Genomic DNA, 25,778 nt, shown 5'->3' on the forward strand with positions numbered 1-25,778 from the left:
ACGTAAAGTGAAGCCTGTGCTAAACCTTGACCCGTGCTTTCAATGATAAAAACAACAGGAGTTGAGAATGAGCCTTCCGGAATATACCGACGTTTACAACAACTTCGATCCTGCTGCTCTGGAAGCGGACATCCTGGATGGACGTCTGGATAGCGGGCTCAACGTATGTCACGAAATCTGCGACAAATGGGCAGATGACCCGAGTCGGGTTGCGCTTTACTACGAAACCGAAGATGGCGGTGACGGCACTCTGACTTTCGCCGAGCTGAAAGAGGCCTCTGCGCGTTTTGCCAATTATCTGAAATCCCAGGGCATCGGAAAGGGCGACCGGGTGGCTGCACTCCTGCCGCGCACTCCGGAGCTGCTGATCGTTATCGCCGGAACCCTGCGTGCTGGTGCCGTGTATCAGCCGCTGTTCACGGCCTTTGGTTCCGGGGCCATCGAGTACCGGTTTGAGCGGGCCAGCACCAAGCTGGTGGTGACCAACCCGGAGAACTATCCCAAGCTGAACGACGTCAAAGTCTGCCCGCCGGTTGTGGGTGTAAACGCCAGTGAGATTGGCGCGGACATCCCTGACTTCGAAGAGACCCTGGCGGCCCAGTCGAGCGATTTTGAGCCTGTCATGATCAAGGGCGACGATCCGTTCCTGCAGATGTTCACTTCCGGCACCGTGGGTAAGTCCAAAGGGGTTGCGGTACCGGCCAAAGCGCTGCTGGCGTTCTACGTTTACATGAAATACGCCATTGATCTGCAGGATGGTGACAGGTTCTGGAACGTGGCCGATCCCGGTTGGGCCTACGGTCTTTACTATGCCGTGGTTGGGCCGCTGCTGATGGGCCACGCCACGCACTTCAACCCGGGTGGTTTTACCCCGGAATCCACCTACGACATGATCCGCAAGTACAAGATCACCAACCTGGCTGCGGCGCCTACGGCTTACCGTTTGCTCAAGGCAAACGATCACGTGCTGCCGGAAGGCGAGAACCTGGGCCTTCGGGTTGCCAGCAGTGCCGGCGAGCCTCTGAACCCGGAAGTGGTGAACTGGATTCGCAACCGTCACTACTGCCCGGTTAAAGATCATTACGGCCAGACCGAGACTGGCATGACCTGCTGCAACTTCCACGGTCTGGCGCATCCGGTCCGTGAAGGCTCCATGGGCTATGCTTCTCCTGGCCACAAGGTGGTCGCGCTGAACGAGAAAAACGAGGTTGTAGGCGAGGGTGAAGTTGGTCAGCTGGCGGTTGACGTAAAAGCGTCCCCGCTTTTTCACTTCGACGGTTACACCTGGGGTGAAAAGGACCCGTTCGTTAACGGCTACTACCTCACCGGTGACATGGTCATCAACCACGGCAATGGCAACTTCTCCTTCAGTGGCAGGGATGATGACATCATCACCACGGCCGGCTACCGGGTGGGACCGGCAGACGTCGAGAGCACGCTGCTTGAGCACGCCGCTGTGGCGGAGTCCGGCGTTGTCGGCAAGCCGGACGAAAAGCGCGGTTCCATCATCAAGGCTTATGTGGTGATCAAGGGCGATTACGCTCTTGGAGACGAACAGGCCCTGAAAGACGAACTGCAGGAGTTGGTTCGTCGCAGGCTCTCGACCCACGCCTTCCCCCGGGAGATTGAGTTTGTCGATGAGCTGCCGAAGACTCCCAGCGGCAAGATCCAGCGGTTTGTCCTGCGTAATCAGGCCAAGGAAGAAATCGGCGCATGATCATTACGTTCGAAGAGCTGCAGGCCTTCCTTGACGAGCAGTTTCCGCAGGGGGAGGCCTACGGCACCCTGCAGAAGCTCGGGGATGGCTGGGCAGAAATGAAACTGGAAGTGGATGAGGCGCATCTCAGGCCCGGGGGCACCGTCTCCGGGCCGGCCATGATGGGGCTGGCGGATGTCACCCTTTATGCGGCGCTGTTGAGCAAGATTGGCCTGGTTCCCCTGGCGGTGACCACCAATCTGAACATTAATTTTCTGCGCAAGCCGGTGGCGCATCAGCCCATCTGGGCCCGTGCCACCATGCTGAAAGTCGGCCGTACCATGGGCGTGGGCGAAGTGTTCGTTTACTCGGAAGGTGCCGAAGAGCCGGTTGCCCACTCCACCATGACCTATTCAATTCCGCCAAACCGGTAATCCCATGCAGATTCGTGACATGATGGTGCCGGTAGGCGACGGTATTGAGCTGGAAGTCAGGCGAATCCAGCACGCGGAACCGAAAGGGCCGGTGCTGGTTTTTCTCCACGAGTCCCTGGGCAGCATCGCCTTGTGGCGTAAGTTTCCGGAGAAGCTCGCGAAAGCAACCGGCTGCGAAGCGCTGATCTACAATCGTCAGGGCTATGGCCATTCTTCCGATGAAGAGCTCCCGCGCCCACACGATTACCTTGAGGCAGCTGGCGAACAGTGGTTGCCCCGTCTCCTGGACAAGCTCGAAATCAGGGATGTGGTGCTGATAGGGCACAGCGACGGTGGTTCCATTGCCCTCGTGACCGCCGGCACCATGGGGGGGCGTGTAAAGGCGCTGGCGACCATGGCGGCGCACATCTATGCCGATCACCTGACCCTCGCTGGTATCGAGGAAATGGCCGTACGTTACAGGGAGACGGATATCCGGGATCGTTTGGCGCGCTATCACGGCAACCGGACTGACGATCTTTTCAACGCCTGGCAGACAGTCTGGCGTGACGAAGGGTTTCAGGCGGCGATGGATTTCAGTCGCTGGCTGGCGGCAATTGAATGTCCGGCTATTATCATTCAGGGAGAAAACGACGAATACGGAGTGCCGGAGCAGGTCACGGATATCGTTGCCGGCATCGGGCCAAAGGCCCGAGGTGTTCTTCTCGAGGATGCGGGGCACTCGCCACACCTGGAAAAGCAGGACCAGGTAGTAGAACTCCTATACGACTTTTTGCGTAGCGAGAGTGTACTTAAAAACTGCAATTAAGTATTGACGTTTACGTATACGTCAATCTAATCTGGTAGTCAGATAAAACGCACAACAATAACAAAGGTAGATTGGCTCATGAGTGAACAGTACGTTCTGGAGACCCGTAACCTTGTCAAAGAATTCAAGGGCTTTGTTGCGGTCGACGACGTGAACCTGAAGGTCCAGAAAGGCCACATTCACGCCCTGATCGGCCCCAATGGTGCCGGCAAGACCACGGTCTTCAATCTGCTCACCAAATTCCTGATCCCGACCCGGGGCCAGATCCTGTTCAAGGATCAGGACATCACCACCATGAAGTCCGCCGCCATTGCCCGCCAGGGCATTGTTCGCTCGTTTCAGATCTCAGCCGTATTCCCACACATGACCGCGCTGGAGAACATCCGGGTAGCCTTGCAGACGTTCGAGGGCACCTCCTTCAGTTTCTGGAAATCCGGTAACTCCCTGCACAAGCTCAACCAGCGTTGCATGGAGCTCCTGGACGCCGTGGGCCTGGCTGAATTCGCCAACACCACCACGGTTGAGTTGGCGTACGGGCGCAAACGGGCGTTGGAACTGGCCACCACGCTTGCCATGGAGCCCCAACTTTTGTTGCTGGACGAGCCAACCCAGGGCATGGGTTCGGAAGACGTTGATCGCGTTGTGGAACTGGTACGCAAGGCTGCCGAAGGACGAACTGTCCTGATGGTTGAGCACAACCTCAGCGTAGTCAGCAAACTCTGTGATCGCATCACCGTACTGGCTCAGGGCGCTGTTCTGACCGAAGGCGATTACGCGACGGTTTCCGGCGATCCACGGGTTCGCGAGGTGTATATGGGCAGTGATGGTAGCGGCGAGCGCGGCACCACCGCCGACAATGATCAGGCGGAGGCAGCGCAATGACCACGAAATCCGACCGCGAGTACGAACAGCTGCGACTGTCCGGATTGCACGCCTTTTACGGCGAGTCTCACATCCTCCACGGCATCGACATGGTGGTGAACCGCGGGGAACTGGTGACTTTGTTGGGTCGCAATGGCGCGGGCCGTAGCACAACGCTCAAAGCCATCATGAATATGGTTGGCCGGCGCACCGGCTCCATTATGATCAATGGTGAGGAGACCATGTCCTGTGCACCTCATCATATTGCCAGGTTGGGTGTCGGGTATTGCCCCGAACATCGGGGCATTTTTTCCTCACTCAGTGTCCAGGAAAACCTGACACTACCGCCAGTTGTGCGTAGCGGCGGCATGAGCCTGGAAGAAATCTACAACATGTTCCCCAACCTTTATGAACGTCGCTTCAGCCAGGGCACCAAGCTGTCCGGCGGCGAACAGCAGATGCTGGCCATGGCGCGTATTCTGCGCACCGGCGCCAACATGCTGTTGCTGGACGAGATCACAGAGGGCCTGGCCCCGGTTATTGTAGAAAAGCTGGGAGAGGTCCTGATTGCCCTGAAAAACAAGGGCTTGACCATTGTCCTGGTTGAACAGAATTTCCACTTCGCAGCACCGTTAGCCGACCGTCATTACGTTGTTGAGCACGGTCAGATTGTGGAAGAAGTCAGCGCCAACGAACTGAGTGCAAAACAGTCGGTGCTGGATGGCTATTTGGGGGTCTGATCCCGGATAGGACGAGAGCAAGAAAAGTAACAACAACCCGAACCAACGCAAGACAGTAGCGGAGATACAACAATGACAATGATGAAAAAGCTTCTGACATCAGCCGTTGCATCAGCCATGATGGTAGGCGGAGCCCAGGCGGCCATTTCCAACGACACGGTCAAGATCGGTTATCTGGCGGACATGTCCGGCACCTACCGTGACCTGGCAGGACCAAACGGTCTGAAAGCTCTGGAAATGGCCATCGCTGATTTTGGTGGTAACGTCAACGGCGCCAAGATCGAAGTGGTCAGCGCCGATGACCGTAACAGCCCGGATACCTCATCCAGCACCGTCCGTCGCTGGGTTGAGAACGAGGATGTAGACCTCGTGGCCGGTATGGTGGCCTCCTCAGTTTCCATTGCCGTGAGCAAAATCCTGGAAGAGAACGATCGCCTGGGTATCATCTCCGGTTCAGCTGCTTCAAGCATTACCAACGAACACTGTACCCCCAACCACATCCACTATGTCTACGACACCTATCCGCTGGCCAACGGCACCGCCAGTGCGGTCGTTAAAGAAGGTGGCAAAACCTGGTACATGCTGACTGCCGATTACGCTTTCGGTCATGCTTTGGAAGGCGACGTGACTCGCGTGGTCGAAGCCAACGGTGGTGAAATCATCGGTTCAGTGCGTCATCCGTTCCCCACTCAGGACTTCTCATCGTTCATCCTGCAGGCTCAGGCATCCGGTGCTGATGTTATCGGTCTGGCAAACGCCGGCGCCGACACAACCAACGCCATCACCACCGCCAGTGAGTTCGGCGTAACCCAGTCCGGCCAGACTCTGGCGGCACTGCTGCTGTTCCTGACTGACGTACATGCGCTTGGCGCTCAGACGGCCCAGGGTATCCAGCTCACCACCGGTTGGTACTGGGACATGAACGATGAAACCCGTGAGTGGTCTGATCGCTTCATGGAAGAAACCGGCGTGCGTCCGACCATGGTTCACGCTGGCATCTACTCCAGCGCCATGCAGTACCTGAAAGCCGTAGAGGCCACCGGTTCTGACGATGCCCAGACTGTGCGCAAGCAGATGATGGACACTCCGATCAACGACATGTTTGCCAAGAACGGCAAGATCCGCGTTGACGGCCGCATGGTGCACGATATGTACCTGGCGGAAGTGAAGACCCCGGCCGAGTCCAAGAACGAGTGGGATCTGTACAAGATTCTGCGGACCATCCCGGCCGAAGAGTCCTACCGTCCGCTCTCCGAGAGCAAGTGCAAGCTGGTCAATAACTAAAAGCGACCGTTATGGGTTCGTCCTGCAACAGGGCAGGGCGAACCCATGAAAACGGAAAAGAATAAAGCCAAAAAACAATCCCTGTGCTGCTTCTGGAGTTAGCCCAATGTCCATGATTTTCGGCGTCCCTTTAGCTGTGCTATCCGGCCAGCTCCTGATCGGAATAATCAACGGCGCCTTTTACGCCCTTCTGAGCCTTGGGCTCGCGGTCATCTTCGGTCTGCTGAAGATCATCAATTTTGCCCATGGCGCAATGTATATGCTCGGCGCTTTGACCACCGTCCTGATGTTCGACTATCTGGGCGTGAATTACTGGGTCGCCTTATTGCTGGCGCCACTTCTGGTTGGTGCCTTCGGTGTCGCCATTGAATATTTTCTGCTGCGTCGCATTGCGGGGCAGGATCACATCTACAGTCTGCTGCTGACGTTCGGCGTCGCGCTGATCATCTCGGGTGTACTGGTGAACTGGTTCGGGGTTTCCGGGCTTCGCTACACCATGCCGGACATGTTCAAGGGTGGCGTAAACCTCGGCTTCATGTTCATGCCGTACTACCGGGCCTGGGTCATCGTAGCGGCACTGGTCGTCTGCTTTGCAACCTGGTTCGTGATTGAGAAAACCAAGCTGGGCGCCTACCTGCGGGCCGGCACGGAAGACTCTCAATTGATGCAGGGTTTTGGCATTAACGTGCCGCTTCTGATTAGCCTCACCTACGGGTTTGGTGTTGCGCTGGCAGCCTTTGCAGGTGTTCTGGCCGCGCCCATCTACTCGGTGACACCGGTCATGGGGTCGGCCACACTGATTACGGTCTTCGCCGTGGTGGTTATCGGCGGTATGGGCTCCATCGGCGGCGCCATCATCACCGGTATTCTGATGGGCGTGATTGAAGGGCTCACCAAAACCTTCTACCCGCCGGCATCCTCGGCGATCATCTTCCTGGTCATGGTTCTGGTTCTTATGTTCCGGCCCAGTGGCTTGTTCGGTAAGGAGGCATAACCATGAATCAGCCAGTCAATTCCGCCGACATTCACAAGGCTATCGTTCAGGAACAGGGCGCTCAGGATCGCAAAAAGATGATGCTGAACGGTGTCCTGCTGCTCCTCCTGCTGGCGGCACCGTTCATGATCTATCCGGTCTTCCTCATGAAGATCCTGTGCTTCGCGCTGTTTGCGGTGGCGTTCAACCTTCTGTTCGGCTTCACCGGCCTGTTGTCATTTGGCCACGCAGCCTTCCTGGCCACAGGGGGCTACACCACCGGTTACCTGCTCAGTAATTACAGCGGGCTAAGCACCGAGATGGGCATCATCGCCGGTACGCTGGCGGCCACAGTGCTCGGTACTGGCTTTGCGTTGCTGTCGATTCGTCGCCAGGGTATCTATTTCGCGATGGTAACCCTCGCGCTTGCCCAGCTTGTGTTCTTCTTCTTCGTCCAGTCTGAATTCACGGGTGGTGAGGACGGTATGCACGGCATTCCTCGTGGCGAGTTGTTGGGCTTCATCAATCTTGAAGACAACCTGAACATGTATTACTTCGTCCTGGCGGTGTTCATCGCCTGCTACCTGTTGGTACAGCGTATCGTCGGTAGTCCGTTCGGCCAGGTGCTGAAGGCGATCAAGCAGAACGAACCCCGTGCCGTCTCCCTGGGCTACAACGTCGATCGCTACAAGGTGCTCGCGTTCGTCATCTCGGCGGCCCTGGCCGGTCTGGCCGGTTCCATGAAGTCTGTGGTGTTCCAGCTTGCCTCCCTCAACGATGCCCACTGGCATATGTCGGGCGAGGTCATCCTGATGACTCTGGTTGGTGGTATGGGAACACTGTTGGGCCCGGTGGTTGGTGCCACCTTCGTGGTGAACATCGAGTACCAGTTGTCCCAGGGTGCCCTGCGTGACTGGGTGGACCCAATCCTCGGCGGGATTTTCGTCCTGACGGTACTGGCATTCCGTAGCGGTATCGTGGGAGAGATCCAGAAGTTCGTGAAAAAGAACCTGGGCTGACGCCTGCTTTAGCTCGGAAAACAAAAAGGGCCACCTCTGGGGGTGGCCCTTTTTGTTGTTCAACTGGCAGGGTTTCTCGGGTTAGAACTCCGCCAAACGACTGGGTGTACCCACATACACATAAACCGCTGAATCGCCGCGGAAGGCCACCTTGTGAACCGATACATTCGGTTTCCCAGCCTCAGCCGCGCTGAACCGGGTGACCATTCCTGCATTCATCCCATCCCTCGTTCTTTCCCCTTCAGTGCTTGACCAGCTATCACCCAGGCACTGCCCCATCCAGTTTACAGCCGTGTTGTACCTGGTGGTCGCCACCTCGTCGTTGGGAGTATTGCCGGAGCAGACGTAGGCGCTGTCGTTATTGGCCCAGCTCCAAACTTCGCAGTGTCCGCGGATTATCTGTTCTTTGGCATTGTAGACAGTTACCGAGCTGAAACTATTGGAGCTGCCACGGTAAGCCTCAAAACCAGAGGGGTAATCAGCAACGATGCCTTTCAGTGAGGCGCAGGGATCGTCAACGCCCAGTGACAGCGTGTTCTGAGCCTCAGGAGCCAAAGCAAATCAATCCCGTTGCCGTTTCCGTGGTGGTACTTGAGGCCAGTGAAATCCGGCCTTCCCGGGAGTTTGTTGCCAGAACGGCCGCTTCCGCCAAAGCGGATATCACGCCGCGCATAGAAGCGGAAATCCGGGAAATTCTTTTTACCGAGGGCGCGAAAGTCAGCCAGGGCGAGCTCCTGATCCGGCTTGAGGACACTCGCGCAAGCGCTGATCTCCAACAGGCTGATGCTGAACTGGCTGCGGCCCGCGCCGAAGTGGATTCTGCGAGCCGAAATCTGAAACGAGGGGAAGAAGTGTCGGAGAAAGGCTTCCTGTCGGCTGCAGACCTGGACAAACTCAAAGACCGCTTCAGCGCAGCTGAAAGCCGCCTTCAGGCTGCCCAGGCGGCCGTTCAGAAGGCAGGAAGTAACCTCGAGTACGCTGAAATACGAGCACCCTTTGATGGCTGGATCGGCCGCCTGAACTATGACGTAGGAGCCGTGGTCAGTCCCTCTTCTGGAGCAATAACCTCTATCCAGGTGACCGACCCTGTCTACGTCGAATTCCAGATCAATGAGGCTGACTTTATTAACTTCCGCCGCCGGGGAGCGGAATCTGCTCAAGCGCTATCCAGATCCCTGGGGCTCTATCTTACCCTACCAGATGGCGAACGCTATGAGCAGGCTGGTGTGCTGGATTTCGCCGACGTGCAGACGGACGCCAGCACCGGCACCGTTGCGATGCGAGCGGTCTTTCCCAATCCCGACGCGGTGCTCGTGCCGGGCCTGTACGTAACGCTCCGGGTTGAGGGGCAGTCCGGAGAACCGCAGGTGCTCGTTCCTCAAGTGGCGGTTCAGGAAACCATTGAAGGCAAGTTTGTTCTGGTGGTTGATGACCAGAACCAGGTTGCCCAGCATTTTATCCAGACCGGCTCCCGGGAGGGCGCGCTGCTGGTCGTTAGTTCAGGGCTCGAAGCCGGTGACCGGGTGATTGTCGAGGGTCTGCAGAAAGTGCGACCCGGGGTTACGGTCAGTCCCGTTGAAAAACAGATTGATCAGCAAACCGGAGCGCTCATCCAGATGGGTGGGGCTGGCCAATGATCAGCCGGATTTTTATTCATCGACCGAAGTTTGCGTTTGTTATTTCCATCCTGATCACCCTGGCCGGGCTACTGGCGTTACGCATTCTGCCGGTCAATATGTATCCGGACATGGCCCCGCCCCAGGTTCAGGTGACCGCATCGCTTCCCGGGGCCAGCGCCCAGGTAAACGTCCAGAACCGCGTTGCCCTGGCGGAACCGTTTTTGCCCGATGAAGTCCGTCGACAGGGCGTGGTGGTCAGCAAGCAGGCTGGCAACATGCTGATGGGTATTAACCTGAGCTCCGAGCGACCGGATCTCGACGGCGTCTTCCTCAGCAACTACGCCTCCAATAACCTTGTCGAAGCCCTTGGTCGGGTGCCAGGGGTAGGGTCGGCGGAAGTGATGGGCGCGAAAGACTACAGCATGCGAGTCTGGCTGGATCCCCGCCGGATGGCCTCGCTGGATGTGACCGTTGCGGAGGTTGCCGCTGCGCTCCGGGAGCAGAACCAGATTGTCGCGGCCGGCAAACTCGGCCAGCCGCCCGTGCCTGCGGGCCAGCAGTTTGTCTACAGTATCCAGACCCGGGAACGCCTGTCAGATCCCGACGAGTTCGCCCAGACCATTCTCCGCTCCAGGCCTGATGGCGGCTTTGTGCGCCTCAGGGACGTCGGGCGTATCGAACTGGGCTCCCGTTCCTATACCTCCACCGCGAAACTTAACAATCAGGACACGGCATTCCTGGTGATCTACCAGCTGCCCGATGCCAATGCTCTGGAGGTCGCGGAACGGGTAAAAGCACTGGTTGATGAGGCGTCCGCGAGTTTTCCGGAGGGTGTGAATCACACCGTACTTTACGACACCACGGAGTTTATCAGCCGCTCCATCAGCGAAGTCATCGTTACCCTGTTCCAGGCCGTCGGCCTGGTGATCCTGGTGGTGTTCCTGTTCCTGCAGAACTGGCGGGCCACGCTGATTCCCAGTATCGCGATCCCGGTCTCTCTGATCGGCACCTTTGCGGTTATGTCGGTGCTTGGCTATTCCATCAACACCATCACGCTGTTCGGACTGGTTCTGGCGATTGGCATTGTGGTGGATGACGCCATTGTGGTTATCGAGAACGTGGAACGCATTCTTGCTGAGGAGAAGCTGCCAATACGCGAGGCGGTCACCAAGGCGATGGCGGAGGTCACAGGGCCGGTGATTGCCACCACGCTGGTTTTGTTGGCCGTGTTCGTGCCTGTTGCCTTCATGCCCGGGATCACCGGCAAGCTCTACCAGCAGTTCTCGGTCACCATTTCGGTGGCCGTGATCATTTCCTCAATCAATGCGCTGACACTGAGCCCGGCCTTGTGCGTTGCGCTGCTTGGCAGGAGCGGGGACAAAGCCATTGGCTGGCTCCGGCCTTTCGAGGTACTGATTACGCGGACCACCAGCGGCTACTCGAAGCTGGTGGTGCAGCTCCTGCGCAAAGGGGCGCTCGTTGGCGTTGCCCTGGTGGTGATTCTGGTTGCCGGTGCCGGCCTGTTCAAATCAGTGCCTTCGGCGTTCGTCCCGCCGGAAGATCAGGGCTTCCTGTTCGTGGATGTGCAGTTGCCCGATGCTGCTTCCCTGGAGCGCACGGAAGCCGTGCTAACCAAAGTAACGGACATGGTTCTGGAAGACCCGGCAGTAACTGACTTCATTACGGTATCCGGCTTCTCGCTGCTGGGTGGCGCATCCTCAAACAATGGCCTTGGCATTGTAATGCTGAAAGACTGGGAAGAAAGGGAAGATGCCAGTCTGGGTCTGGGGGCGGTCATTCCCAGACTGTATTCCAGGCTCTGGACAATCCCCGAGGCACAGGTGATGGTCTTCAATCCGCCTCCGATCCCCGGGCTGGGAACCTCATCCGGCTTCGACTTCCGCCTTCAGGATAATCAGGGCAGGGACGTCTCGGAGCTGGCGCAGGTTATGAATGGCCTCATCTACGAAGCCAACCAGAGTGAAGCGCTTTCCCGGGTATACAGCACCTACCGCGCGAACATTCCGCAGTACCTGCTGGAAGTCGAGAGGAACAAGGCCAAGGCTCTGGGTATTGAGCTCTCCGATATCTTCTCTACCCTGCAGACCCAGCTTGGCTCGCTTTACGTGAACGACTTTACCCGTTTCGGCAAGAACTACCGTGTGCTTCTGCAGGCCGAAGGTGAATTCCGGCAACGTCCTGAAGATCTGTCCCATTACTTTGTCCGCAACCGGGATGGCGATATGGTGCCGCTGACCACGCTGACCACGCTGGCCTCGCTCAAGCCGGTGCTTGGGCCCTCAAGCATCCAGCATTTCAACTTGAAGCGCTCGGTAACCATCTCCGGGGAGGCGGCAGCGGGCTTTGCCAGTGGCGCCGGGGCTGCAAGCCGGGTAAGCCTCGGTATTACGGTTCTCAGTGGCATGGTTGCCGCCACCGTTCTGGGCACATTGCTGGTCCCGGTATTTTACAAATGGATCCAGTCTGTTCGGGACCGCCGCCAACCGGCAGCGTAGTTCGCTGACCGTTCAGGCTGGGTGCTGAAAAACGAAGGCATCCATGGCCAGAACACCGTGTTCGATGCCGCCATCAATCAGCACGCCGGGTTGCTGCTCCCCGGCTGCACCGGCGGCCACCAGCAAAGGTAGAAAATGCTCGGTGGTTGGGTGCGCCCGCGTGGCATGGGGAGCCTCCTCCAACGCTGATATCAGTTGCTGATGGTCGCCGTCCTGCACTTTGGCACGGACCCAATCCGTGAATTCCCTCGCATACCCGGATGCGTTCGGGTCACCCCAGCGAACGTCGTACAGATTGTGGGTGAGGCTGCCTGATCCGACAATAAGCACACCCTCATGCTCTAGTGGCTGCAGGGCCTGGCCCAACCGCCAGGCAGACGCAGGCCCAAGATCCGTTGGCATCGAAACCTGGAATACCGGAACCGAATGATCAGGGAACAGGTGCATCATTGGCACCCAGGCCCCGTGATCCAGCCCCCGGGTCTCGTCAGCACTGGCCTTCCAGCCCCCTGCCTCCAACAACGCCAGAGCAGTTCGCGCAAGTTTCGGATGGCCTGGTGCCGGATAGTCGAGGTTATAGAGTTCGGGTGGAAAACCCCGAAAATCGTGAATCGTCTCGGGTGTTTCCGAGACGCCTACCCGGATTTCTTCCGTCATCCAGTGTGGTGAAACCACCAGCACAGCTGCGGGCCGGGTCAGGCGTTTGCCCAGCTCTGTCAGGGCCGGGCCAGCAAGGCCCGGCTCCAGCGCAAAGGTGGGAGCGCCGTGGGAAACAAACAGACTCATGATTTGCTCCTCCGGGTTGCGGTGGTTATCGGGCTGCAATCGCGCGGTCAATGGACGCGCGGCCTGCGCCGCTGAATACCAGGGATACCGATACGGCCAGCAAGGCCAGGCCAAACTCGTAACCATTGTTACTCATGAACAGGCCGTTGCCGATATGAACGCTGAAAATGGCGATCAGCATGGCGAATGCCAGTACCGCGCTGGCGGGGCGAACCAGCAGGCCGATGATCAGAGCCAGGCCACCAAAGAATTCCGCACCGCCGGCCAACAAGGCCATCAGGTAGCCGGGACTCAGCCCGATGGAATCCATCCATTGTCCTGTGCCTTCCAGGCCATAGCCGCCAAACCAGGCAAACAGTTTCTGGGCGCCATGAGCGGCGAAAATGATACCGACGGGAATTCGAAGGGCCAGAGCGCCCCAGCCTGCGTCAGTGGCGATCAGTTTGTTCAGGAATGCGTTGTTCATGATGAATCTCCTTGGGTGTGTTGTGAGCATGTGGGTACTTTACAAATATCAATAAAAGGGATAAACGTGGCTTTAATGAATTAACTGTTCCGGAAAATGAAACAATGGATCGATTGCTGGAGATGCAGACGTTCTGCACCGTGGTTGAGGCGGGGAGCTTTGTGGCTGCGTCGGAGAATCTGGGGATGTCCAAGGCCGCTGTCTCGCGTTATGTCAGCGAGCTGGAAACCCGTCTAGGGGTTCGGCTGTTGCAGCGGACCACCCGCCGGCTGTCGCTGACGGGAGAAGGGGAGGTGTTCTATGTCCGATGCCGGGAGTTACTGGCTGGCGTTGAGGAGGCCGAAGCGGAAATCACCTCCCGCAATGATGTCGCACGGGGCACGTTACGAGTGAATGCGCCGGTCAGCTTCGGAATCAGCCACCTGGCGCCTTTGTGGGGAGAGTTTCACGCCCGCTACCCGGATGTGGAGCTGTCCATCGACCTTTCAGACCGGCTGGTGGTCATCGTCGAGGAAGGCTTTGATCTGGCCATCCGGATTGCCACACTGCAAAGCTCTACACTGGTCAGCCGACGGATAACCTCCACCCGGCTGATGGCTTGCGCCTCGCCGGATTACATTGCCACTCACGGCTCCCCAGCGAAACCGGCAGACCTGTTCAGCCACAGAGTTATCGGCTACAGCAACTTCACGACCGGCAATGACTGGCCTTTTGAAGGCCCCGATGGCGCAATAAGCGTGCGGGTAAGACCATGGATGTACGCCAATAATGGCGAAACCTGCTGCGGCGCTGCCGTGGCCGGCCAGGGCATCGTGCTGCAGCCCGGCTTTCTGGTTCATAAAGACCTGGAAGCCGGGCGGCTGGTGGAGCTGATGCCAGAGTATCGCTCCACCGAGCTGGGCGTTTACGCCGTCTATCCCACCCGCAAGTTCGTTACGCCCAAAGTCCGTGCGCTGGTTGACTACCTTGTCTCTGCCTTTCCCGATGCCCTGTGAGGGCGCGAGCGGGGCTTCCGGACGCTAGGCGTCCGGTGTCTGCAGCCGTTTGCGTTCCGCCCGGCGCATCAGATACCAGGCGATAAATGCAATCAGCGATACAGCCACGATGATCAGGGTGGCCAGCGCGTTGATCTTCGGCGAAACCCCCATCCGCACGGAGGAAAACACCACCATCGGCAGTGTTGTTGCACCCGGCCCGGAAACGAAGCTGGCAATCACCAGATCATCCAGCGACAGAGTGAACGCCAGCAGCCAGCCAGATACGAGCGCTGGAGCAATCACTGGCAGTGTAATCACGAAGAAGGTCTTCAGTGGCGTACAGCCCAGGTCCATGGCCGCCTCCTCAATGGAGCGGTCCACTTCCTGCAACCGGGCCGATACCACCACCGCCACATAGGCACTGCAGAAGGTGGTGTGGGCGATCCAGATGGTGGCCATGCCACGGTCCACCGGCCAGCCAATGGTCTGGGCCATCTGCACGAACAACAGCAGCAGCGACAGGCCCGTGATGACCTCCGGCATAACCAGCGGCGCGGTAATCATGCTGGACAGCAGTGTGCGCCCGCGCATCTTCTTGAACCGGGTGATCACGAACGCACACAGCGTGCCCAGGCACACCGCCATGCTGGCGGAGTAGAAGGCAATCCGCAGGCTCATCCACACCGCCGACAGAATCTGCTCATCCCGGAACAGCTCGCCGTACCACTGAGTTGAGAAGCCGGCCCACACCGACACCAGCCGGGACGCATTGAACGAATACACGATCAGCACGAACATTGGCAGGTACAGGAACAGCAGGCCGAGAACCAGCATCACTTTAGAGAAACTGAAGGAACGGGACTTAACCATGCTTTTCCATCTCCCGGGCCCGGAACCGATGGAACAGTACAATCGGCACCAGCAGTAACAACAGCATCACGATCGCCAGGGCAGACGCCACCGGCCAGTCGCGGTTGTTGAAGATCTCTTCCCACAACACCTTGCCGATCATCAGCGTATCCGGCCCGCCCAGCAGTTCCGGGATAACGAACTCGCCAACCGCGGGAATAAACACCAGCATGGAACCGGCCAGAATGCCGGCCTTCGACAGGGGCAGGGTAATGGCCCAGAAGGTGGTCAGGCTGCGGCAGCCCAGGTCTGATGCCGCCTCCAGCAGCCGCACATCCAACTTCACCAGGTTGGTGTAAATGGGCAGCACCATGAACGGCAGGTAGGCATAGACAATGCCCAGCACCACCGCGAAGTTGGTGTTCAGCATTTTCAGGGGCTGGTCAATCAGACCCAGCCACATCAGAAAACTGTTCAGCAACCCCTGGTTGCCGAGGATACCCATCCACGCATAGACACGGATCAGGAACGAGGTCCAGGACGGCAGCATCACCATCAACAGCAACACCAGTTGCCAGTGCTTCGGCGCCCGCGCCATGGCGTAGGCCATGGGGTAGCCAATGACCAGGCACACCACCGTTGCCAGGAATGCCGTTTTCACCGACCCCCAATAGGCGGCGAAATACAGGCTGTCCGAGAGCAGGAACAGGTAGTTGCCAATGTTCACCACCACCGACAGGGTGTTGTCCACCCACCGGAATACGGGCTCGTAAGGGGGGATGGCCATGACCGCCGAGGTCAGGCTGATCTTCAGCACCAGCGCAAAAGGCAGGAGGAAGAACAGCAGCAGCCACAGGAACGGGATACCGAACACCACCCGGCGATTAAACAGCACTGCACGCACCCGCTCGGTCAGAGGGGTGGGTAAAAGTTTCCGTCTCATTTGCTCAGTTCCAGAGCAGGATGGGGCTGGAGGCTTCCCAGGATACGAATACCCTGTCGCCCCAGGTTGGCCGCTCGCCACGGCGTTCCACGTTCGCCATGGTCGCCTGAACGCGTTTGCCGCTGGCCAGCTTTACGTAGTAGGACGTGATGTCGCCCAGGTAGGCAATATTGTCCACCGTGCCGCAGCTCCAGTTGTGCTCGCCCTCGGGTTTGTCCGCGGTGAGGTAGATTTTTTCCGGGCGCAGGGCAACCAGGGTTTCGGTGGTTTCCGCTGGCGTGGTTACACCACGATCAATGAAAACCGGCGCATCCAGCAGGTTGCTGGTCAGCGTGATGCTGTCGGCCTCGTCTTCCCGGATGTGGGCCTCGAAAATGTTCACCGAGCCAATAAACTCTGCCGTCATGCGGCTGTTCGGGCTCTCATAGATGTCGATGGGCGAGCCGATCTGGGCAATCCGGCCCTGCGCCATGATGGCGATGCGGCTGGCCATGGTCATGGCCTCTTCCTGGTCGTGGGTCACCATCAGGCAGGTGGCACCCACGTTTTCCAGAATTTCCACCAGTTCCAGCTGCATTTCGGTACGCAGCTTTTTGTCCAGGGCGCCCATGGGCTCGTCCAGCAACAGCAGCTTGGGACGTTTGGCCAGTGAGCGGGCCAGGGCAACGCGTTGCTGCTGACCACCGGAAAGCTGCTGGGGTTTGCGCCGGGCATAGGGTTCCATCTTGACCAGCTTCAGCATGGCGGCCACCCGGTCGCGAATTTCGCTTTTCGGCAACTTGTCCTGTTTCAGGCCCATGGCAATGTTCTGCTCCACCGTCATATGGGGGAACAGAGCATAGGACTGGAACATCATGTTGGTCGGGCGCAGGAACGGGGGCAGAGCTGTAACGTCCTGGCCGTCGAGCATGATGGAGCCGGCGTTGGGCGTTTCAAAACCTGCGAGCATGCGTAGCAGGGTGGACTTGCCGGAACCGGAACCACCCAGAAGGGCAAAGATCTCGCCCTTGTGGATGTCCAGGTTCACATTGTCCACGGCCAGCGTGCCATCAAAGCTTTTGGAAATGCTCCGAATGCTGAGTAACACCTCCGCTTGCGCGGAGGTGTTGTTGCCGTTTTCCACCGCTTAACGACCAGACTTCACGTTGGTCCAGGTGCGGGTCATCAGACGCTGGGCGTCCTGAGGCCGGCCTTCCATGATGTACAGCTTCTTCATCACCTCATCGGTCGGGTAGATGCTGATATCGCTCAGAATCTCCGGATCAACGAATTCGTTGGCCGGCTTGTTCGGGTTGGCGTACCACACATAGTTGGTCACGTCCGCGATGATTTCCGGACGCATCAGGAAGTTCATCAACTTGTGGGCGTTCTCAACGTTCGGTGCGCCGGCCGGGATGGTCATCATGTCGAACCACAGGACTGCACCTTCTTTGGGAATGGTGTAGCGGATCACGTTGCCGTTCTCGGCTTCCTCGGCGCGTGCGGCGGCCTGCAGGATGTCGCCGGAGTAACCGGCAGCCACACACAGGTCACCGTTGGCCAGGTCAGCAATGTAACGCGACGAATGGAAGTAGGTGATGTTCGGGCGAATGGCCTTGATCACCTCGCCGCCTTTCCTGATGTCGTCGGCGTTGTTGCTGTTCGGGTCCAGGCCAATGTAGGCCATGGCAGCACGAACCATTTCCTCGCCGGAATCCAGCATGGCAATACCGCAGCCGCCGGCGGCAAGCTTGCCGGTGACTTCAGGATCGAATACCAGGGCCCAGGAATCGGTGGGAGCGCTGTCACCCAGGATTTCCTGGATACGGCCTTCGTTATAGCCATAGCCGTTGGTGCCCCAGAGATAAGGCAGAGCAAACTGGCTACCCGGGTCAACCTTTTCCAGATCGTCCATCAGATCCGGGTTGAGGTTGCTCATGTTCGGCAGCTTGCTGTGGTCCAGCGCTACGAAGGCGTTGGCAGAAATCTGCTTGGCCACATAGTGGTTGGACGGCACAACAAGATCGTAGCCGGAACGACCGGAAAGCAGGGCGGCTTCGAGGATCTCGTTACTGTCGTAAACGTCGTAGATCACCTTGATGCCGGTTTCTTCCGTGAACTTCGCCAGGGTATCCTCGGCGATGTAATCGGACCAGTTGTAGACACGCACTTCCTCGGCGGCAAACGCGGAAGAGGCACACAGAGACAACGCAACAGAGGCGGCCAGCGCCTGTGGCTTACACAACTTCAACATTGGATGATGTCCCTCACTCAAAAGGGATAAATACAAAACGTGCAGGACGCACGCGGTGTTGTGCAGGTCTGCTGAGGGTGGCCGCAGGTGGCTGTTGTCCCGGGAAGAACCGGTCGCCGCCTTTTGACTCCTTTAAGGCTTGTCCTGGAAACGGCGGTGGGGAACCTGCCGAATTCTCGCGATATTTATCATGAGATGCGGGGTTGCGCTATAAAAATTTTACTCCGGGATTTGTGGTATGTCCCTATCTTGCCAAACACCCCGGAAAGCGGGATAAAGGAGTGTTGAAACCCCTGCGCCGGCTCCTCGGCACCAGGCCTGTTTGCGTTGTGGATGGCTTCCCTTATGGCTTCTGGTTCTTCGAGTGCCGACTCGTTCCTTCAGGCACACCCCGAACTGCAGTTTGTTGATCTGCTGATCCCGGATATGAATGGCATTGTTCGCGGCAAGCGGGTAGACCCGTCTGCTTTGGCGAAGGTGTTTGAACGCGGTGTGGCTATGCCGGCGTCCATCTTTGCCCTGAACATTCAGGGCACTACGGTGGAAGAAACCGGCCTCGGCCTGGATATTGGCGAGGCAGACCGCGTCTGTCTGCCCATTGAAAATACCCTCACTATGGAACCCTGGCAGAAGCGGCCCACTGCGCAACTTCTGTTGACCATGTATGAGCTGGATCGCGAGACACCGTTTTTCGCAGATCCGCGGGTGGTCTTGCAGAACATCATGAAGCGCTTCGAGGAACTGGGTCTGACTACTGTGGCGGCCTTTGAGCTGGAGTTTTACCTGATTGATCAGGAAAACCTCGCCGGTCGCCCTCAGCCACCCAAATCACCCCTCTCTGGCAAACGCCCTGCGGGCACGCAGGCCTATTCCATTGATGATCTGGACGAATACGCAGAATTCCTGGCGGACGTGCTGGATGCCGCCCATGAGCAGGAATTGCCGGCGGATGCGCTGGTAGCCGAGTCCGCGCCCGGGCAGTTTGAGGTCAACCTGCACTACGTGGATGACGCCGTGCAGGCGTGCGACCACGCCACTCTGCTGAAGCGTCTGATCAAGAACATGGCCTACGACCATGAAATGGACACCACGTTCATGGCCAAGCCCTATCACAACCAGGCCGGCAGTGGCATGCACCTGCACGTGAGCCTGGTGGATGGCGAAGGCCGTAACGTGTTTGCCGGCGACGCCGAGCAGCCAAACGACATGTTGCGATGGGCCGTGGGTGGATTGGTCGCCACCATGAACGACGCCATGGCCTTGTTCTGCCCCAATATCAATTCCTACCGCCGGTTCAGCCCGGAGTACTACGTTCCCAGCGCCGCCACCTGGGGCGTGGACAACCGCACTGCGTCGCTGCGTCTGCCGGGCGGTGATCCGGAGGCCCTGCGAATCGAACACCGGGTCGCCGGTGCCGATGCCAACCCGTATCTTCTGATGGCTGCGGTGCTGGCGGGCATTCACTACGGCATCTCCAACAGGATAGAGCCACCCCCCGTCACCGTGGGTAATGCCCATGAACAGCACGAAGCCTCATTGGTGAATAACTTGCGGGATGCCTTGCGGGAGCTGGGGCAATCGAAAGTGATGGCCGATTATCTCGGCAGCCAGTTTCTGGATGTGTTCGTCGCCTGCAAGGAGCATGAACTGAACGAATTCGAGATGACCATCTCCGATCTCGAATATCTCTGGTACCTGCACACGGTCTGATCAATTCCGGGATGAAAAACGGCGCCTTGAAGGCGCCGTTTTTCATTTGCCGGACTGCGACGAACTATTCCGAACTACTCCAGCACCAGCCAGGTGGCCTTCAGTTCCGTGTACTTGTCGAAGGCGTGCACAGATTTGTCGCGGCCGTTGCCGGACTGCTTGAAGCCACCGAAGGGTGCGGTCATATCGCCGCCGTCATAGTGGTTAATCCACACGCTGCCGGCTCGCAGGGCCTTGGCTACCTTATGGGCGGTATTGATATTGGAGGTCCACACCGCCGCAGCCAGGCCGTAGATGGAATCGTTGGCAATGGCAACGGCTTCGTCTGCAGTATCGAACCCGATGACAGAAAGCACCGGCCCGAAGATTTCCTCCGAGGCAATGCGCATCTGGTTATTCACCCCGTCAAACACCGTGGGTTGAACAAACAGGCCGCCCGTGTTTTCCAGAATCCGCTGCCCACCTTCCACCAGGTGTGCGCCCTCAGACTGCCCGATGCCGATGTAGTCGATGATCCGATCGAGCTGGGCCTGATCCACGATCGCGCCACAGGTAGTCGCCGGGTCCAGCGGATGGCCGGGACGCCAGGTTTTCAGGGCCTCGCATATCAGCCTTACAAACTCGGCACGAATGCTGTTCTCGACCAGCAGGCGACTGCCGGCAGTGCATACCTCGCCCTGGTTGAAGGCGATGGCACTGGCCGCCTCTGAAGCGGCCTTTTTCAGGTCTGGCGCATCGGCGAAGACAATGTTGGGGCTCTTGCCACCGGCCTCCAGCCATACCCGTTTCATGTTGGATTGGCCGGCGTAGATCATCAGTTGCTTGGCCACATTCGTGGACCCGGTAAACACCAGGCAGTCCACGTCCATGTGCAGCGCCAGGGCCTTGCCCACGGTGTGACCATAGCCTGGAAGCACATTGAAAACGCCGGCGGGAACGCCCGCTTCCCCGGCCAGGGCGGCCAGGCGAATGGCGCTCAGGGGCGATTTCTCGGAGGGTTTCAGTATGACGGAATTACCAGTAGCCAGGGCCGGGGCAATTTTCCAGGCCGCCATAATCATCGGAAAGTTCCAGGGCACGATGGCCGCCACCACACCCATCGGCTCACGGGAGATCATGCCGATCTGGTTGTGGGGTGTGGGCGCAAGTTCGCCGTACACCTTGTCGATGGCCTCGGCGGTCCAGCGGATTGCCCGGGCGGTGGCCGGCACATCCACGTTTCTGGCGTGGTTGATGGGTTTACCCATATCCAGTGTTTCCAGCAGGGCAAGCTCGTCGCCGTGGGCTTCGATAAGCTCAGCGAACCGGAGCAGCACCGCCTTGCGTTTTGCCGGTGCCAGCTGGCTCCAGATGCCCGCCTCAAAGGCGGAGCGGGCAGCCATAACGGCCTGGTCGGCATCGCTCTGATCGCAACTGGCAATAGGGGCCAGCTCGCGCCCGTCAATCGGGCTGACCGAGGTAAACGTCTCGCCGTTGGCCGCCCATTGATAGGCGCCGTTCAGATAGGCGCGGCCCTCCAGAGTGAGGTTTGTGGCCAGGGCCTGCCATTCGGCCTGGCTGGTCGGTGTGGAAGAGCTGACGGGTTGATTCATGGACGCCTCGCAGGCTGTAGAGTTGAGCAATCATAGCAGCACTTTTATCCCCAGGCGCCGCCCACGATATAGGTATAAGAACGTGTCTTTCCGAACGCGCGGCGCTGGCATAGACTTCCTGCGGCGCGCATCGTTGCAGCCTGATCCTGAACGTCTCTATCACCTTTTCTGGCGTCACATAATGATCGAGTATCCCCCGGTTCCCTCGTATTACGCAGCTTCCGCCAATTCGGCCCCTGTGCGCCCGGCGCTGCGAGGGTCTTGCGAGGCCGATGTTTGCGTCGTCGGTGCCGGCTACACCGGCCTTTCGACAGCGTTGTTCCTGGCGGAAGCTGGCTTCAGGGTGGTGGTTCTGGAGGCAGCGACGGTCGGCTGGGGTGCTTCGGGGCGCAATGGCGGCCAGATCGTTAACAGCTTCAGCCGGGATCTGGACAGCATCGAAAGACAGACCTCTCAAGACCACCTGAAACTGCTGTCTGAGATGGCCTTTGAGGGCAGCCAGATCATTCGCCAGCGGGTGAAGAGTTACGGCATTCGGTGCGACCTGAAAGAAGGCGGTATTTTCGCAGCGCTCAATCCAAAGCAGCTCAGGCACCTGGAGTCTCAGCAAGCGCAGTGGCGCGGGATCGGTTACGACCAACTGGAACTGTTGGATGGGAGTGCCATCCGTTCCCGGGTTGGCACGGACCGGTATGTCGGCGGCGCCATTGATCACACCGGCGGCCACATTCATCCGCTTAATCTGGCTCTCGGCGAAGCCGCGGCCCTCGAGTCGCGCGGCGGCGTGATTCACGAGCACTCCACGGTAACGAGCATCGCCCCCGGTAAAACCGTAACCGTTAAAACCGACATGGGCGAGGTGAGGGCGCAAACGGTTGTCCTGGCGGGCAACGCCTATCTTGGCGGCCTGGTGCCGGAGCTTGGGGCCAAATCCATGCCCTGCGGCTCGCAGATTATTGCTACCGAGCCGTTGGAGGAGGCCGTTGCCAGGCAGTTGCTGCCGAACGACAACTGCGTCGAAGACTGCAACTACCTCCTGGACTACTTCCGGCTGTCGGGTGACAACCGCCTGATCTACGGCGGTGGCGTGGTCTACGGCGCCCGCGACCCGGCTAACATCGAACGGCTGATTCGCCCGAATATGCTGAAAACCTTCCCGCAACTGGCGAATGTGAAGATCGATTACGCCTGGACCGGCAATTTCCTGCTGACCCTGTCGCGCCTGCCACAGCTCGGGCGCTTGCACGAGAACGTGTTCTACTCCCAGGGTTGCTCCGGCCATGGGGTTACCTTCACACACGTGGCAGGCAAGGCATTGGCACTGGCAATCCAGGATCAGGAGGAACGGTTTGATGCGTTCGCCAGCCTGCCGCATTACCCGTTCCCGGGTGGCCGCGCCTTCCGGGTGCCGTTGACGGCGATGGGAGCCTGGTACTATGCGCTGCGGGACAGGTTGGGCGTTTGAGTCACCGGAAAACTGTGAAACGGTACCCGTTTCATCAACGTTTAAATTTGTAATCAGTCGGCCCGCTATTCGCTCCCGGCCCACAGCCGGGATTTAAGCGAATTGTGAAAAGCGGACCTAAAACAATGACCTATGCTCGGGAGTCCGGGCTCCATGCTGTAACCTTCCATCACAACGTGTATCCCTCCGTAAACGCCAATTTTCTGACGTAATCCGGCCGAAAAATCCGGAACTGGGCCGCATATAACCGAAAACTGCCGCTGTAAGATTCGCTCAAATTCGTCAAATAATTGGTGCGAAACAATGTCATATTGCGGCAAAAAACTAACGAAGCAAGGACTGCTGATTTTACCTGCGGTTGTTATGCTTTCGGGCTGCGGTCTGGACATTTCAGGTGACGAAGACACCGCCACACAGCCCTCGGTCACTGCCGAGCCGACGGTCCAGATTGCCGGCGCAGCGGTCAAGGGCGTCATCCAGCAGGGGCTGGTTGTTGCCAACCGCCTGATTGCGGACAAGGACGGCATTTACGCGCCTCAACGCCAGGCAGCGAAACCGGTGTTGACGGCAGACGATGGCAGTTACGAGTGGCAGCTCCGCGGCAAGGCCGAGGGCTGGGCGCTGGTTGAGCTCACCGCTGATGGTGGTACCCGCATGATCTGCGACGTTGTTCCCCAGTGCGATCAGGCTGGCGGCGCGGCTGTGGCGTTTGGACAGAGCATGCCCCTTGATAGCAATTTCAGCTTACGTGGTGCTGGCGACCTGCGCATGGAAACCGTAAACCTCACGCCACTGACCCACTTGGCTGTAACTCTGGCGGAGCGCAGTGGTGACGGTCTTTCACCGGTTGCCATTTCCAATGCCTACACCACAGTCGAAACCTGGTTCGGCCTTCCGGCTGGCGCCCTGCGTCTGACACCGCCGGATCTCACCAATCTGGATGAGATGACCGGCGTATCCGCTGACGCCATTCAGGTGGCGATTGCGAACGCGGCGTTCCTTGCACTGGTCAACGATAACGCCCAATGGGATTCGATTTCTGATGTGTTGGCTGATGTCAGCTCGCAGGTGAGTGCCGACGGCCAGATCAGCGTTATGGGCGATGGAACCAACGTGGCACTGGCGGATCTGGTTAGCGCCGCCGCATTGCAATCTTCCGAGCTCCAGAATGCAGTGGAATCAAGCGTCATTAGCCAGAGATTGGCCGTTGTTGAACACCGCAATGTACAGCGCTTCAAAACCATTGCCGATGTTAACGAAGAAAGCAATGCCGACGTCGCCGATTCCGGTGATACCACCGACGGAACCACTGGCGGCGATGAAACCGCTGGAACTGATTCCGGCAGCACCACTGACACCTCAACCGACACCAGCACCGATACCTCGACCGATACCTCAACAGGTTCAACCGACGAGCAGGTTGCCGGTACAACTGAGCCCGATACGTCAGGTGACTCGACGTCAGGCGGTGATACAACCACCGATACAACGACTGATACAACCACCGACGAAACCGTAGCGGACACAGGAACAGACACTGAAATCAGCGAGCCCGTCACCGAGACGACGCCTGAGGAAACCGCTCCTGCAAACACAGCACTGCTGAGCTGGACCGCGCCGCTGACCCGCGAAAATGGCGACAGCCTGGCCATGGGTGAAATTGCAGGCTTCGAGGTAGTCTACGGTACCAGCGCTGAAAACCTCGACCAGAGCCTGGCCATTGGTGACGCCTCCGTCGACGAGCTGCTGGTTGATGAGCTGACTGAAGGCACCTGGTACTTCGCTATCCGTACCCTGGACACCGATGGTAATCGCAGCCGGTTGTCTGAAGTGGTCTACAAACAGATCTGATTTGGCGGTAAAAGGCAGCGACCCCCTCTGGGGGCTTCGCTGCCAGCCTGTTACTATGTGCTGGTCCATTGCTCCATACCAGGTACATCATGGCCGGTTCAGACTACTCTCGCACTCTCCTTGAAGTGATCCCTGACGCCAGAGACGGCCTTACCCGCACTGAAAGAATCATTCTTTACGTCCTGCATGAAACTCAGAAAGAGCTGAAGGGCCGCAATGTCCCGACCGCCATGCTGTATGGGCGCGTACTTGAATACGTGGACATTAGCGAGGCGGAACTCCATCTTTACCTCGACAGATTGGGCGTGAAGGGGGACGGCAGATAGGGTTGGCCGTGGGTAATTAATCCGGTTTGATATGCCGGCTGCATTCGCCAGTCAGCGCAGCAGCCGGCACTATCGCCAGCGATTATTTTGCGGTAATAGTCGACATCACCAGCTTGCCGTCCTTTTTGATCGGGCCGTCTTCCTTGGCGCCCAGGGTGTATTCAAAAATACCCGTTTTCATCCCGCCGTCTTCGCTGTGAACCATCAGCATCAGCATGTCACCAGATTGCACTTCCTCGGTCAGGATGGCGGCGACGTCCATGTTCATACCTTTGCGCAACGGCGCGTGGGCGACAACAGGGCCCGGCTTCATGGATTCGTCGGTGCGGTGAACCACCAGCCACCCATTCTGCTCGGCAACCACCTTTCTGGCGGATACAACGCCGTTGGCAACAGACTGATCGTTGGTCCAGACACCGGCCTTGTGTTCAGCGGCCAATGCAGAACCGGTTGCGAAAGCGCCGGAAACGAGGGCGGCCAGAAGTGCGGAAGTTTTTGCGTGCTTGTTCATTGCGTTCTCCTGAGTGTCAGTGTTTCCCGCCCGTTGGGTTGTTTTTGGGCGGGTTAACTGCAGCTACGGGAGCCGATGCGCAAAGTTTCAGGCACGGAAGATTTTTTTGGCACCTGCCT

Annotated in this window: 24 protein-coding genes; 15 read left to right on the forward strand and 9 right to left on the reverse strand. The window is 58.4% G+C overall.

The window, feature by feature from the left end:
* The first annotated feature begins 67 nt into the window (after positions 1-67).
* From AC5JQH_RS16240 to AC5JQH_RS16275, 8 genes are all read left to right on the forward strand, one after another.
* Positions 68-1,717: an AMP-binding protein gene (locus AC5JQH_RS16240; RefSeq protein WP_014576407.1), complete on the forward strand. Its 1,650-nt coding sequence runs from the start codon at positions 68-70 to the stop codon at positions 1,715-1,717.
* The gene (locus AC5JQH_RS16245; RefSeq protein ID WP_008175922.1) at positions 1,714-2,130 is read left to right on the forward strand and encodes a PaaI family thioesterase; all 417 of its coding nucleotides are present in this window, start codon (positions 1,714-1,716) and stop codon (positions 2,128-2,130) included. Before AC5JQH_RS16240 ends, AC5JQH_RS16245 begins: the two co-directional genes overlap by 4 nt.
* A 4-nt stretch (positions 2,131-2,134) precedes the next feature.
* Positions 2,135-2,938 carry an alpha/beta hydrolase gene (locus AC5JQH_RS16250; protein ID WP_273155896.1) on the forward strand — a complete coding sequence of 268 codons (804 nt, stop codon included), beginning with the start codon at positions 2,135-2,137 and terminating at the stop codon, positions 2,936-2,938.
* A 78-nt stretch (positions 2,939-3,016) separates the two neighbouring features.
* The gene (locus tag AC5JQH_RS16255; RefSeq protein WP_008175919.1) at positions 3,017-3,820 is read left to right on the forward strand and encodes an ABC transporter ATP-binding protein; all 804 of its coding nucleotides are present in this window, start codon (positions 3,017-3,019) and stop codon (positions 3,818-3,820) included.
* Positions 3,817-4,539 carry an ABC transporter ATP-binding protein gene (locus AC5JQH_RS16260; protein ID WP_008175916.1) on the forward strand — a complete coding sequence of 241 codons (723 nt, stop codon included), beginning with the start codon at positions 3,817-3,819 and terminating at the stop codon, positions 4,537-4,539. Before AC5JQH_RS16255 ends, AC5JQH_RS16260 begins: the two co-directional genes overlap by 4 nt.
* 72 nt (positions 4,540-4,611) lie before the next feature.
* Positions 4,612-5,823 carry an ABC transporter substrate-binding protein gene (locus AC5JQH_RS16265; protein ID WP_273155898.1) on the forward strand — a complete coding sequence of 404 codons (1,212 nt, stop codon included), beginning with the start codon at positions 4,612-4,614 and terminating at the stop codon, positions 5,821-5,823.
* A gap of 106 nt (positions 5,824-5,929) precedes the next feature.
* Positions 5,930-6,817, forward strand: a complete 888-nt coding sequence (locus tag AC5JQH_RS16270) for a branched-chain amino acid ABC transporter permease (RefSeq protein WP_008175912.1) — start codon at positions 5,930-5,932, stop codon at positions 6,815-6,817.
* A 2-nt stretch (positions 6,818-6,819) separates the two neighbouring features.
* Positions 6,820-7,815, forward strand: coding sequence for a branched-chain amino acid ABC transporter permease (locus AC5JQH_RS16275; protein WP_493805759.1), 996 nt, complete (start codon positions 6,820-6,822; stop codon positions 7,813-7,815).
* Positions 7,816-7,896: 81 nt separating this feature from the next.
* Here the strand turns inward: AC5JQH_RS16275 and AC5JQH_RS16280 are convergent, their stop codons facing one another.
* On the reverse strand, positions 7,897-8,370 hold the full coding sequence (locus tag AC5JQH_RS16280; RefSeq protein ID WP_482931264.1) for a hypothetical protein: 474 nt from the start codon (positions 8,368-8,370) through the stop codon (positions 7,897-7,899).
* Here AC5JQH_RS16280 and AC5JQH_RS16285 point away from each other — a divergent pair.
* Together AC5JQH_RS16285 and AC5JQH_RS16290 are read left to right on the forward strand one after the other, a co-directional pair.
* Positions 8,340-9,452 carry an efflux RND transporter periplasmic adaptor subunit gene (locus AC5JQH_RS16285; protein WP_482931265.1) on the forward strand — a complete coding sequence of 371 codons (1,113 nt, stop codon included), beginning with the start codon at positions 8,340-8,342 and terminating at the stop codon, positions 9,450-9,452. The two genes, AC5JQH_RS16280 and AC5JQH_RS16285, sit on opposite strands and share 31 nt — an antisense overlap.
* Positions 9,449-11,950, forward strand: coding sequence for an efflux RND transporter permease subunit (locus AC5JQH_RS16290; protein ID WP_493805760.1), 2,502 nt, complete (start codon positions 9,449-9,451; stop codon positions 11,948-11,950). The genes AC5JQH_RS16285 and AC5JQH_RS16290 overlap by 4 nt, the downstream gene beginning before the upstream one ends.
* 12 nt (positions 11,951-11,962) lie before the next feature.
* On the opposite strand, the gene AC5JQH_RS16295 is transcribed toward AC5JQH_RS16290, so the two are convergent.
* Positions 11,963-12,736 (reverse strand): DODA-type extradiol aromatic ring-opening family dioxygenase, encoded by a 774-nt coding sequence (locus tag AC5JQH_RS16295; RefSeq protein WP_493805761.1) that lies wholly within the window; start codon positions 12,734-12,736, stop codon positions 11,963-11,965.
* A 25-nt stretch (positions 12,737-12,761) separates the two neighbouring features.
* Positions 12,762-13,202, reverse strand: coding sequence for a DoxX family protein (locus AC5JQH_RS16300; RefSeq protein WP_008175901.1), 441 nt, complete (start codon positions 13,200-13,202; stop codon positions 12,762-12,764).
* A gap of 104 nt (positions 13,203-13,306) precedes the next feature.
* Here AC5JQH_RS16300 and AC5JQH_RS16305 point away from each other — a divergent pair, with 104 nt between their 5' ends.
* Positions 13,307-14,197 carry a LysR family transcriptional regulator gene (locus tag AC5JQH_RS16305; RefSeq protein ID WP_104270237.1) on the forward strand — a complete coding sequence of 297 codons (891 nt, stop codon included), beginning with the start codon at positions 13,307-13,309 and terminating at the stop codon, positions 14,195-14,197.
* Positions 14,198-14,221: 24 nt separating this feature from the next.
* Here the strand turns inward: AC5JQH_RS16305 and AC5JQH_RS16310 are convergent, their stop codons facing one another.
* From AC5JQH_RS16310 to AC5JQH_RS16325, 4 genes are read right to left on the reverse strand one after another with little or no spacing between them, the layout of a single operon-like run.
* The gene (locus AC5JQH_RS16310; RefSeq protein ID WP_104270238.1) at positions 14,222-15,049 is read right to left on the reverse strand and encodes an ABC transporter permease subunit; all 828 of its coding nucleotides are present in this window, start codon (positions 15,047-15,049) and stop codon (positions 14,222-14,224) included.
* The gene (locus tag AC5JQH_RS16315) at positions 15,042-15,971 is read right to left on the reverse strand and encodes an ABC transporter permease subunit (RefSeq protein WP_493805762.1); all 930 of its coding nucleotides are present in this window, start codon (positions 15,969-15,971) and stop codon (positions 15,042-15,044) included. Before AC5JQH_RS16315 ends, AC5JQH_RS16310 begins: the two co-directional genes overlap by 8 nt.
* Positions 15,972-15,975: 4 nt before the next feature.
* The gene (potA, locus tag AC5JQH_RS16320; protein WP_288944608.1) at positions 15,976-17,094 is read right to left on the reverse strand and encodes a polyamine ABC transporter ATP-binding protein; all 1,119 of its coding nucleotides are present in this window, start codon (positions 17,092-17,094) and stop codon (positions 15,976-15,978) included.
* A gap of 3 nt (positions 17,095-17,097) precedes the next feature.
* The gene (locus AC5JQH_RS16325) at positions 17,098-18,204 is read right to left on the reverse strand and encodes a polyamine ABC transporter substrate-binding protein (protein WP_008175893.1); all 1,107 of its coding nucleotides are present in this window, start codon (positions 18,202-18,204) and stop codon (positions 17,098-17,100) included.
* 345 nt (positions 18,205-18,549) lie between these two features.
* Here AC5JQH_RS16325 and AC5JQH_RS16330 point away from each other — a divergent pair, with 345 nt between their 5' ends.
* Positions 18,550-19,914 (forward strand): glutamine synthetase family protein, encoded by a 1,365-nt coding sequence (locus AC5JQH_RS16330; RefSeq protein WP_092030145.1) that lies wholly within the window; start codon positions 18,550-18,552, stop codon positions 19,912-19,914.
* Between the two features lie 74 nt (positions 19,915-19,988).
* On the opposite strand, the gene AC5JQH_RS16335 is transcribed toward AC5JQH_RS16330, so the two are convergent.
* Positions 19,989-21,506: an aldehyde dehydrogenase gene (locus AC5JQH_RS16335; RefSeq protein WP_493805763.1), complete on the reverse strand. Its 1,518-nt coding sequence runs from the start codon at positions 21,504-21,506 to the stop codon at positions 19,989-19,991.
* 184 nt (positions 21,507-21,690) lie between these two features.
* Between AC5JQH_RS16335 and AC5JQH_RS16340 the strand changes: the two genes are divergently transcribed.
* The 3 genes from AC5JQH_RS16340 to AC5JQH_RS16350 all read left to right on the forward strand — a co-directional run bounded on the left by AC5JQH_RS16340 (position 21,691) and on the right by AC5JQH_RS16350 (position 25,148).
* Entirely contained in the window at positions 21,691-22,971 is a 1,281-nt protein-coding gene (locus tag AC5JQH_RS16340; protein ID WP_493791883.1) for an NAD(P)/FAD-dependent oxidoreductase, read from the forward strand.
* 363 nt (positions 22,972-23,334) lie between these two features.
* Positions 23,335-24,822, forward strand: a complete 1,488-nt coding sequence (locus AC5JQH_RS16345) for a fibronectin type III domain-containing protein (RefSeq protein ID WP_412537274.1) — start codon at positions 23,335-23,337, stop codon at positions 24,820-24,822.
* Positions 24,823-24,911: 89 nt separating this feature from the next.
* The gene (locus tag AC5JQH_RS16350; RefSeq protein ID WP_405418906.1) at positions 24,912-25,148 is read left to right on the forward strand and encodes a hypothetical protein; all 237 of its coding nucleotides are present in this window, start codon (positions 24,912-24,914) and stop codon (positions 25,146-25,148) included.
* 82 nt (positions 25,149-25,230) lie between these two features.
* Here AC5JQH_RS16350 and AC5JQH_RS16355 read toward each other — a convergent pair whose 3' ends face one another.
* Complete coding sequence (locus AC5JQH_RS16355; protein ID WP_219122842.1) at positions 25,231-25,659, reverse strand: DUF7282 domain-containing protein; 429 nt, start codon at positions 25,657-25,659, stop codon at positions 25,231-25,233.
* Positions 25,660-25,778: the final 119 nt, after the last annotated feature.

The sequence above is a fragment of the Marinobacter sp. H13 genome (genome assembly GCF_059072335.1).

Coding starts and splice junctions, on each gene's coding strand:
- AC5JQH_RS16345 (WP_412537274.1), top strand. CDS start 23,335: ATGCTTTCGGGCTGCGGTCTGGACATTTCAGGTGACGAAGACACCGCC.
- AC5JQH_RS16260 (WP_008175916.1), top strand. CDS start 3,817: ATGACCACGAAATCCGACCGCGAGTACGAACAGCTGCGACTGTCCGGA.
- AC5JQH_RS16245 (WP_008175922.1), top strand. CDS start 1,714: ATGATCATTACGTTCGAAGAGCTGCAGGCCTTCCTTGACGAGCAGTTT.
- AC5JQH_RS16255 (WP_008175919.1), top strand. CDS start 3,017: ATGAGTGAACAGTACGTTCTGGAGACCCGTAACCTTGTCAAAGAATTC.
- AC5JQH_RS16250 (WP_273155896.1), top strand. CDS start 2,135: ATGCAGATTCGTGACATGATGGTGCCGGTAGGCGACGGTATTGAGCTG.
- AC5JQH_RS16315 (WP_493805762.1), bottom strand. CDS start 15,971: ATGAGACGGAAACTTTTACCCACCCCTCTGACCGAGCGGGTGCGTGCA.
- AC5JQH_RS16290 (WP_493805760.1), top strand. CDS start 9,449: ATGATCAGCCGGATTTTTATTCATCGACCGAAGTTTGCGTTTGTTATT.
- AC5JQH_RS16300 (WP_008175901.1), bottom strand. CDS start 13,202: ATGAACAACGCATTCCTGAACAAACTGATCGCCACTGACGCAGGCTGG.
- AC5JQH_RS16270 (WP_008175912.1), top strand. CDS start 5,930: ATGTCCATGATTTTCGGCGTCCCTTTAGCTGTGCTATCCGGCCAGCTC.
- AC5JQH_RS16295 (WP_493805761.1), bottom strand. CDS start 12,736: ATGAGTCTGTTTGTTTCCCACGGCGCTCCCACCTTTGCGCTGGAGCCG.
- AC5JQH_RS16240 (WP_014576407.1), top strand. CDS start 68: ATGAGCCTTCCGGAATATACCGACGTTTACAACAACTTCGATCCTGCT.
- AC5JQH_RS16310 (WP_104270238.1), bottom strand. CDS start 15,049: ATGGTTAAGTCCCGTTCCTTCAGTTTCTCTAAAGTGATGCTGGTTCTC.
- AC5JQH_RS16355 (WP_219122842.1), bottom strand. CDS start 25,659: ATGAACAAGCACGCAAAAACTTCCGCACTTCTGGCCGCCCTCGTTTCC.
- AC5JQH_RS16330 (WP_092030145.1), top strand. CDS start 18,550: ATGGCTTCTGGTTCTTCGAGTGCCGACTCGTTCCTTCAGGCACACCCC.
- AC5JQH_RS16335 (WP_493805763.1), bottom strand. CDS start 21,506: ATGAATCAACCCGTCAGCTCTTCCACACCGACCAGCCAGGCCGAATGG.
- AC5JQH_RS16350 (WP_405418906.1), top strand. CDS start 24,912: ATGGCCGGTTCAGACTACTCTCGCACTCTCCTTGAAGTGATCCCTGAC.
- AC5JQH_RS16265 (WP_273155898.1), top strand. CDS start 4,612: ATGACAATGATGAAAAAGCTTCTGACATCAGCCGTTGCATCAGCCATG.
- AC5JQH_RS16275 (WP_493805759.1), top strand. CDS start 6,820: ATGAATCAGCCAGTCAATTCCGCCGACATTCACAAGGCTATCGTTCAG.
- AC5JQH_RS16305 (WP_104270237.1), top strand. CDS start 13,307: ATGGATCGATTGCTGGAGATGCAGACGTTCTGCACCGTGGTTGAGGCG.
- AC5JQH_RS16325 (WP_008175893.1), bottom strand. CDS start 18,204: ATGTTGAAGTTGTGTAAGCCACAGGCGCTGGCCGCCTCTGTTGCGTTG.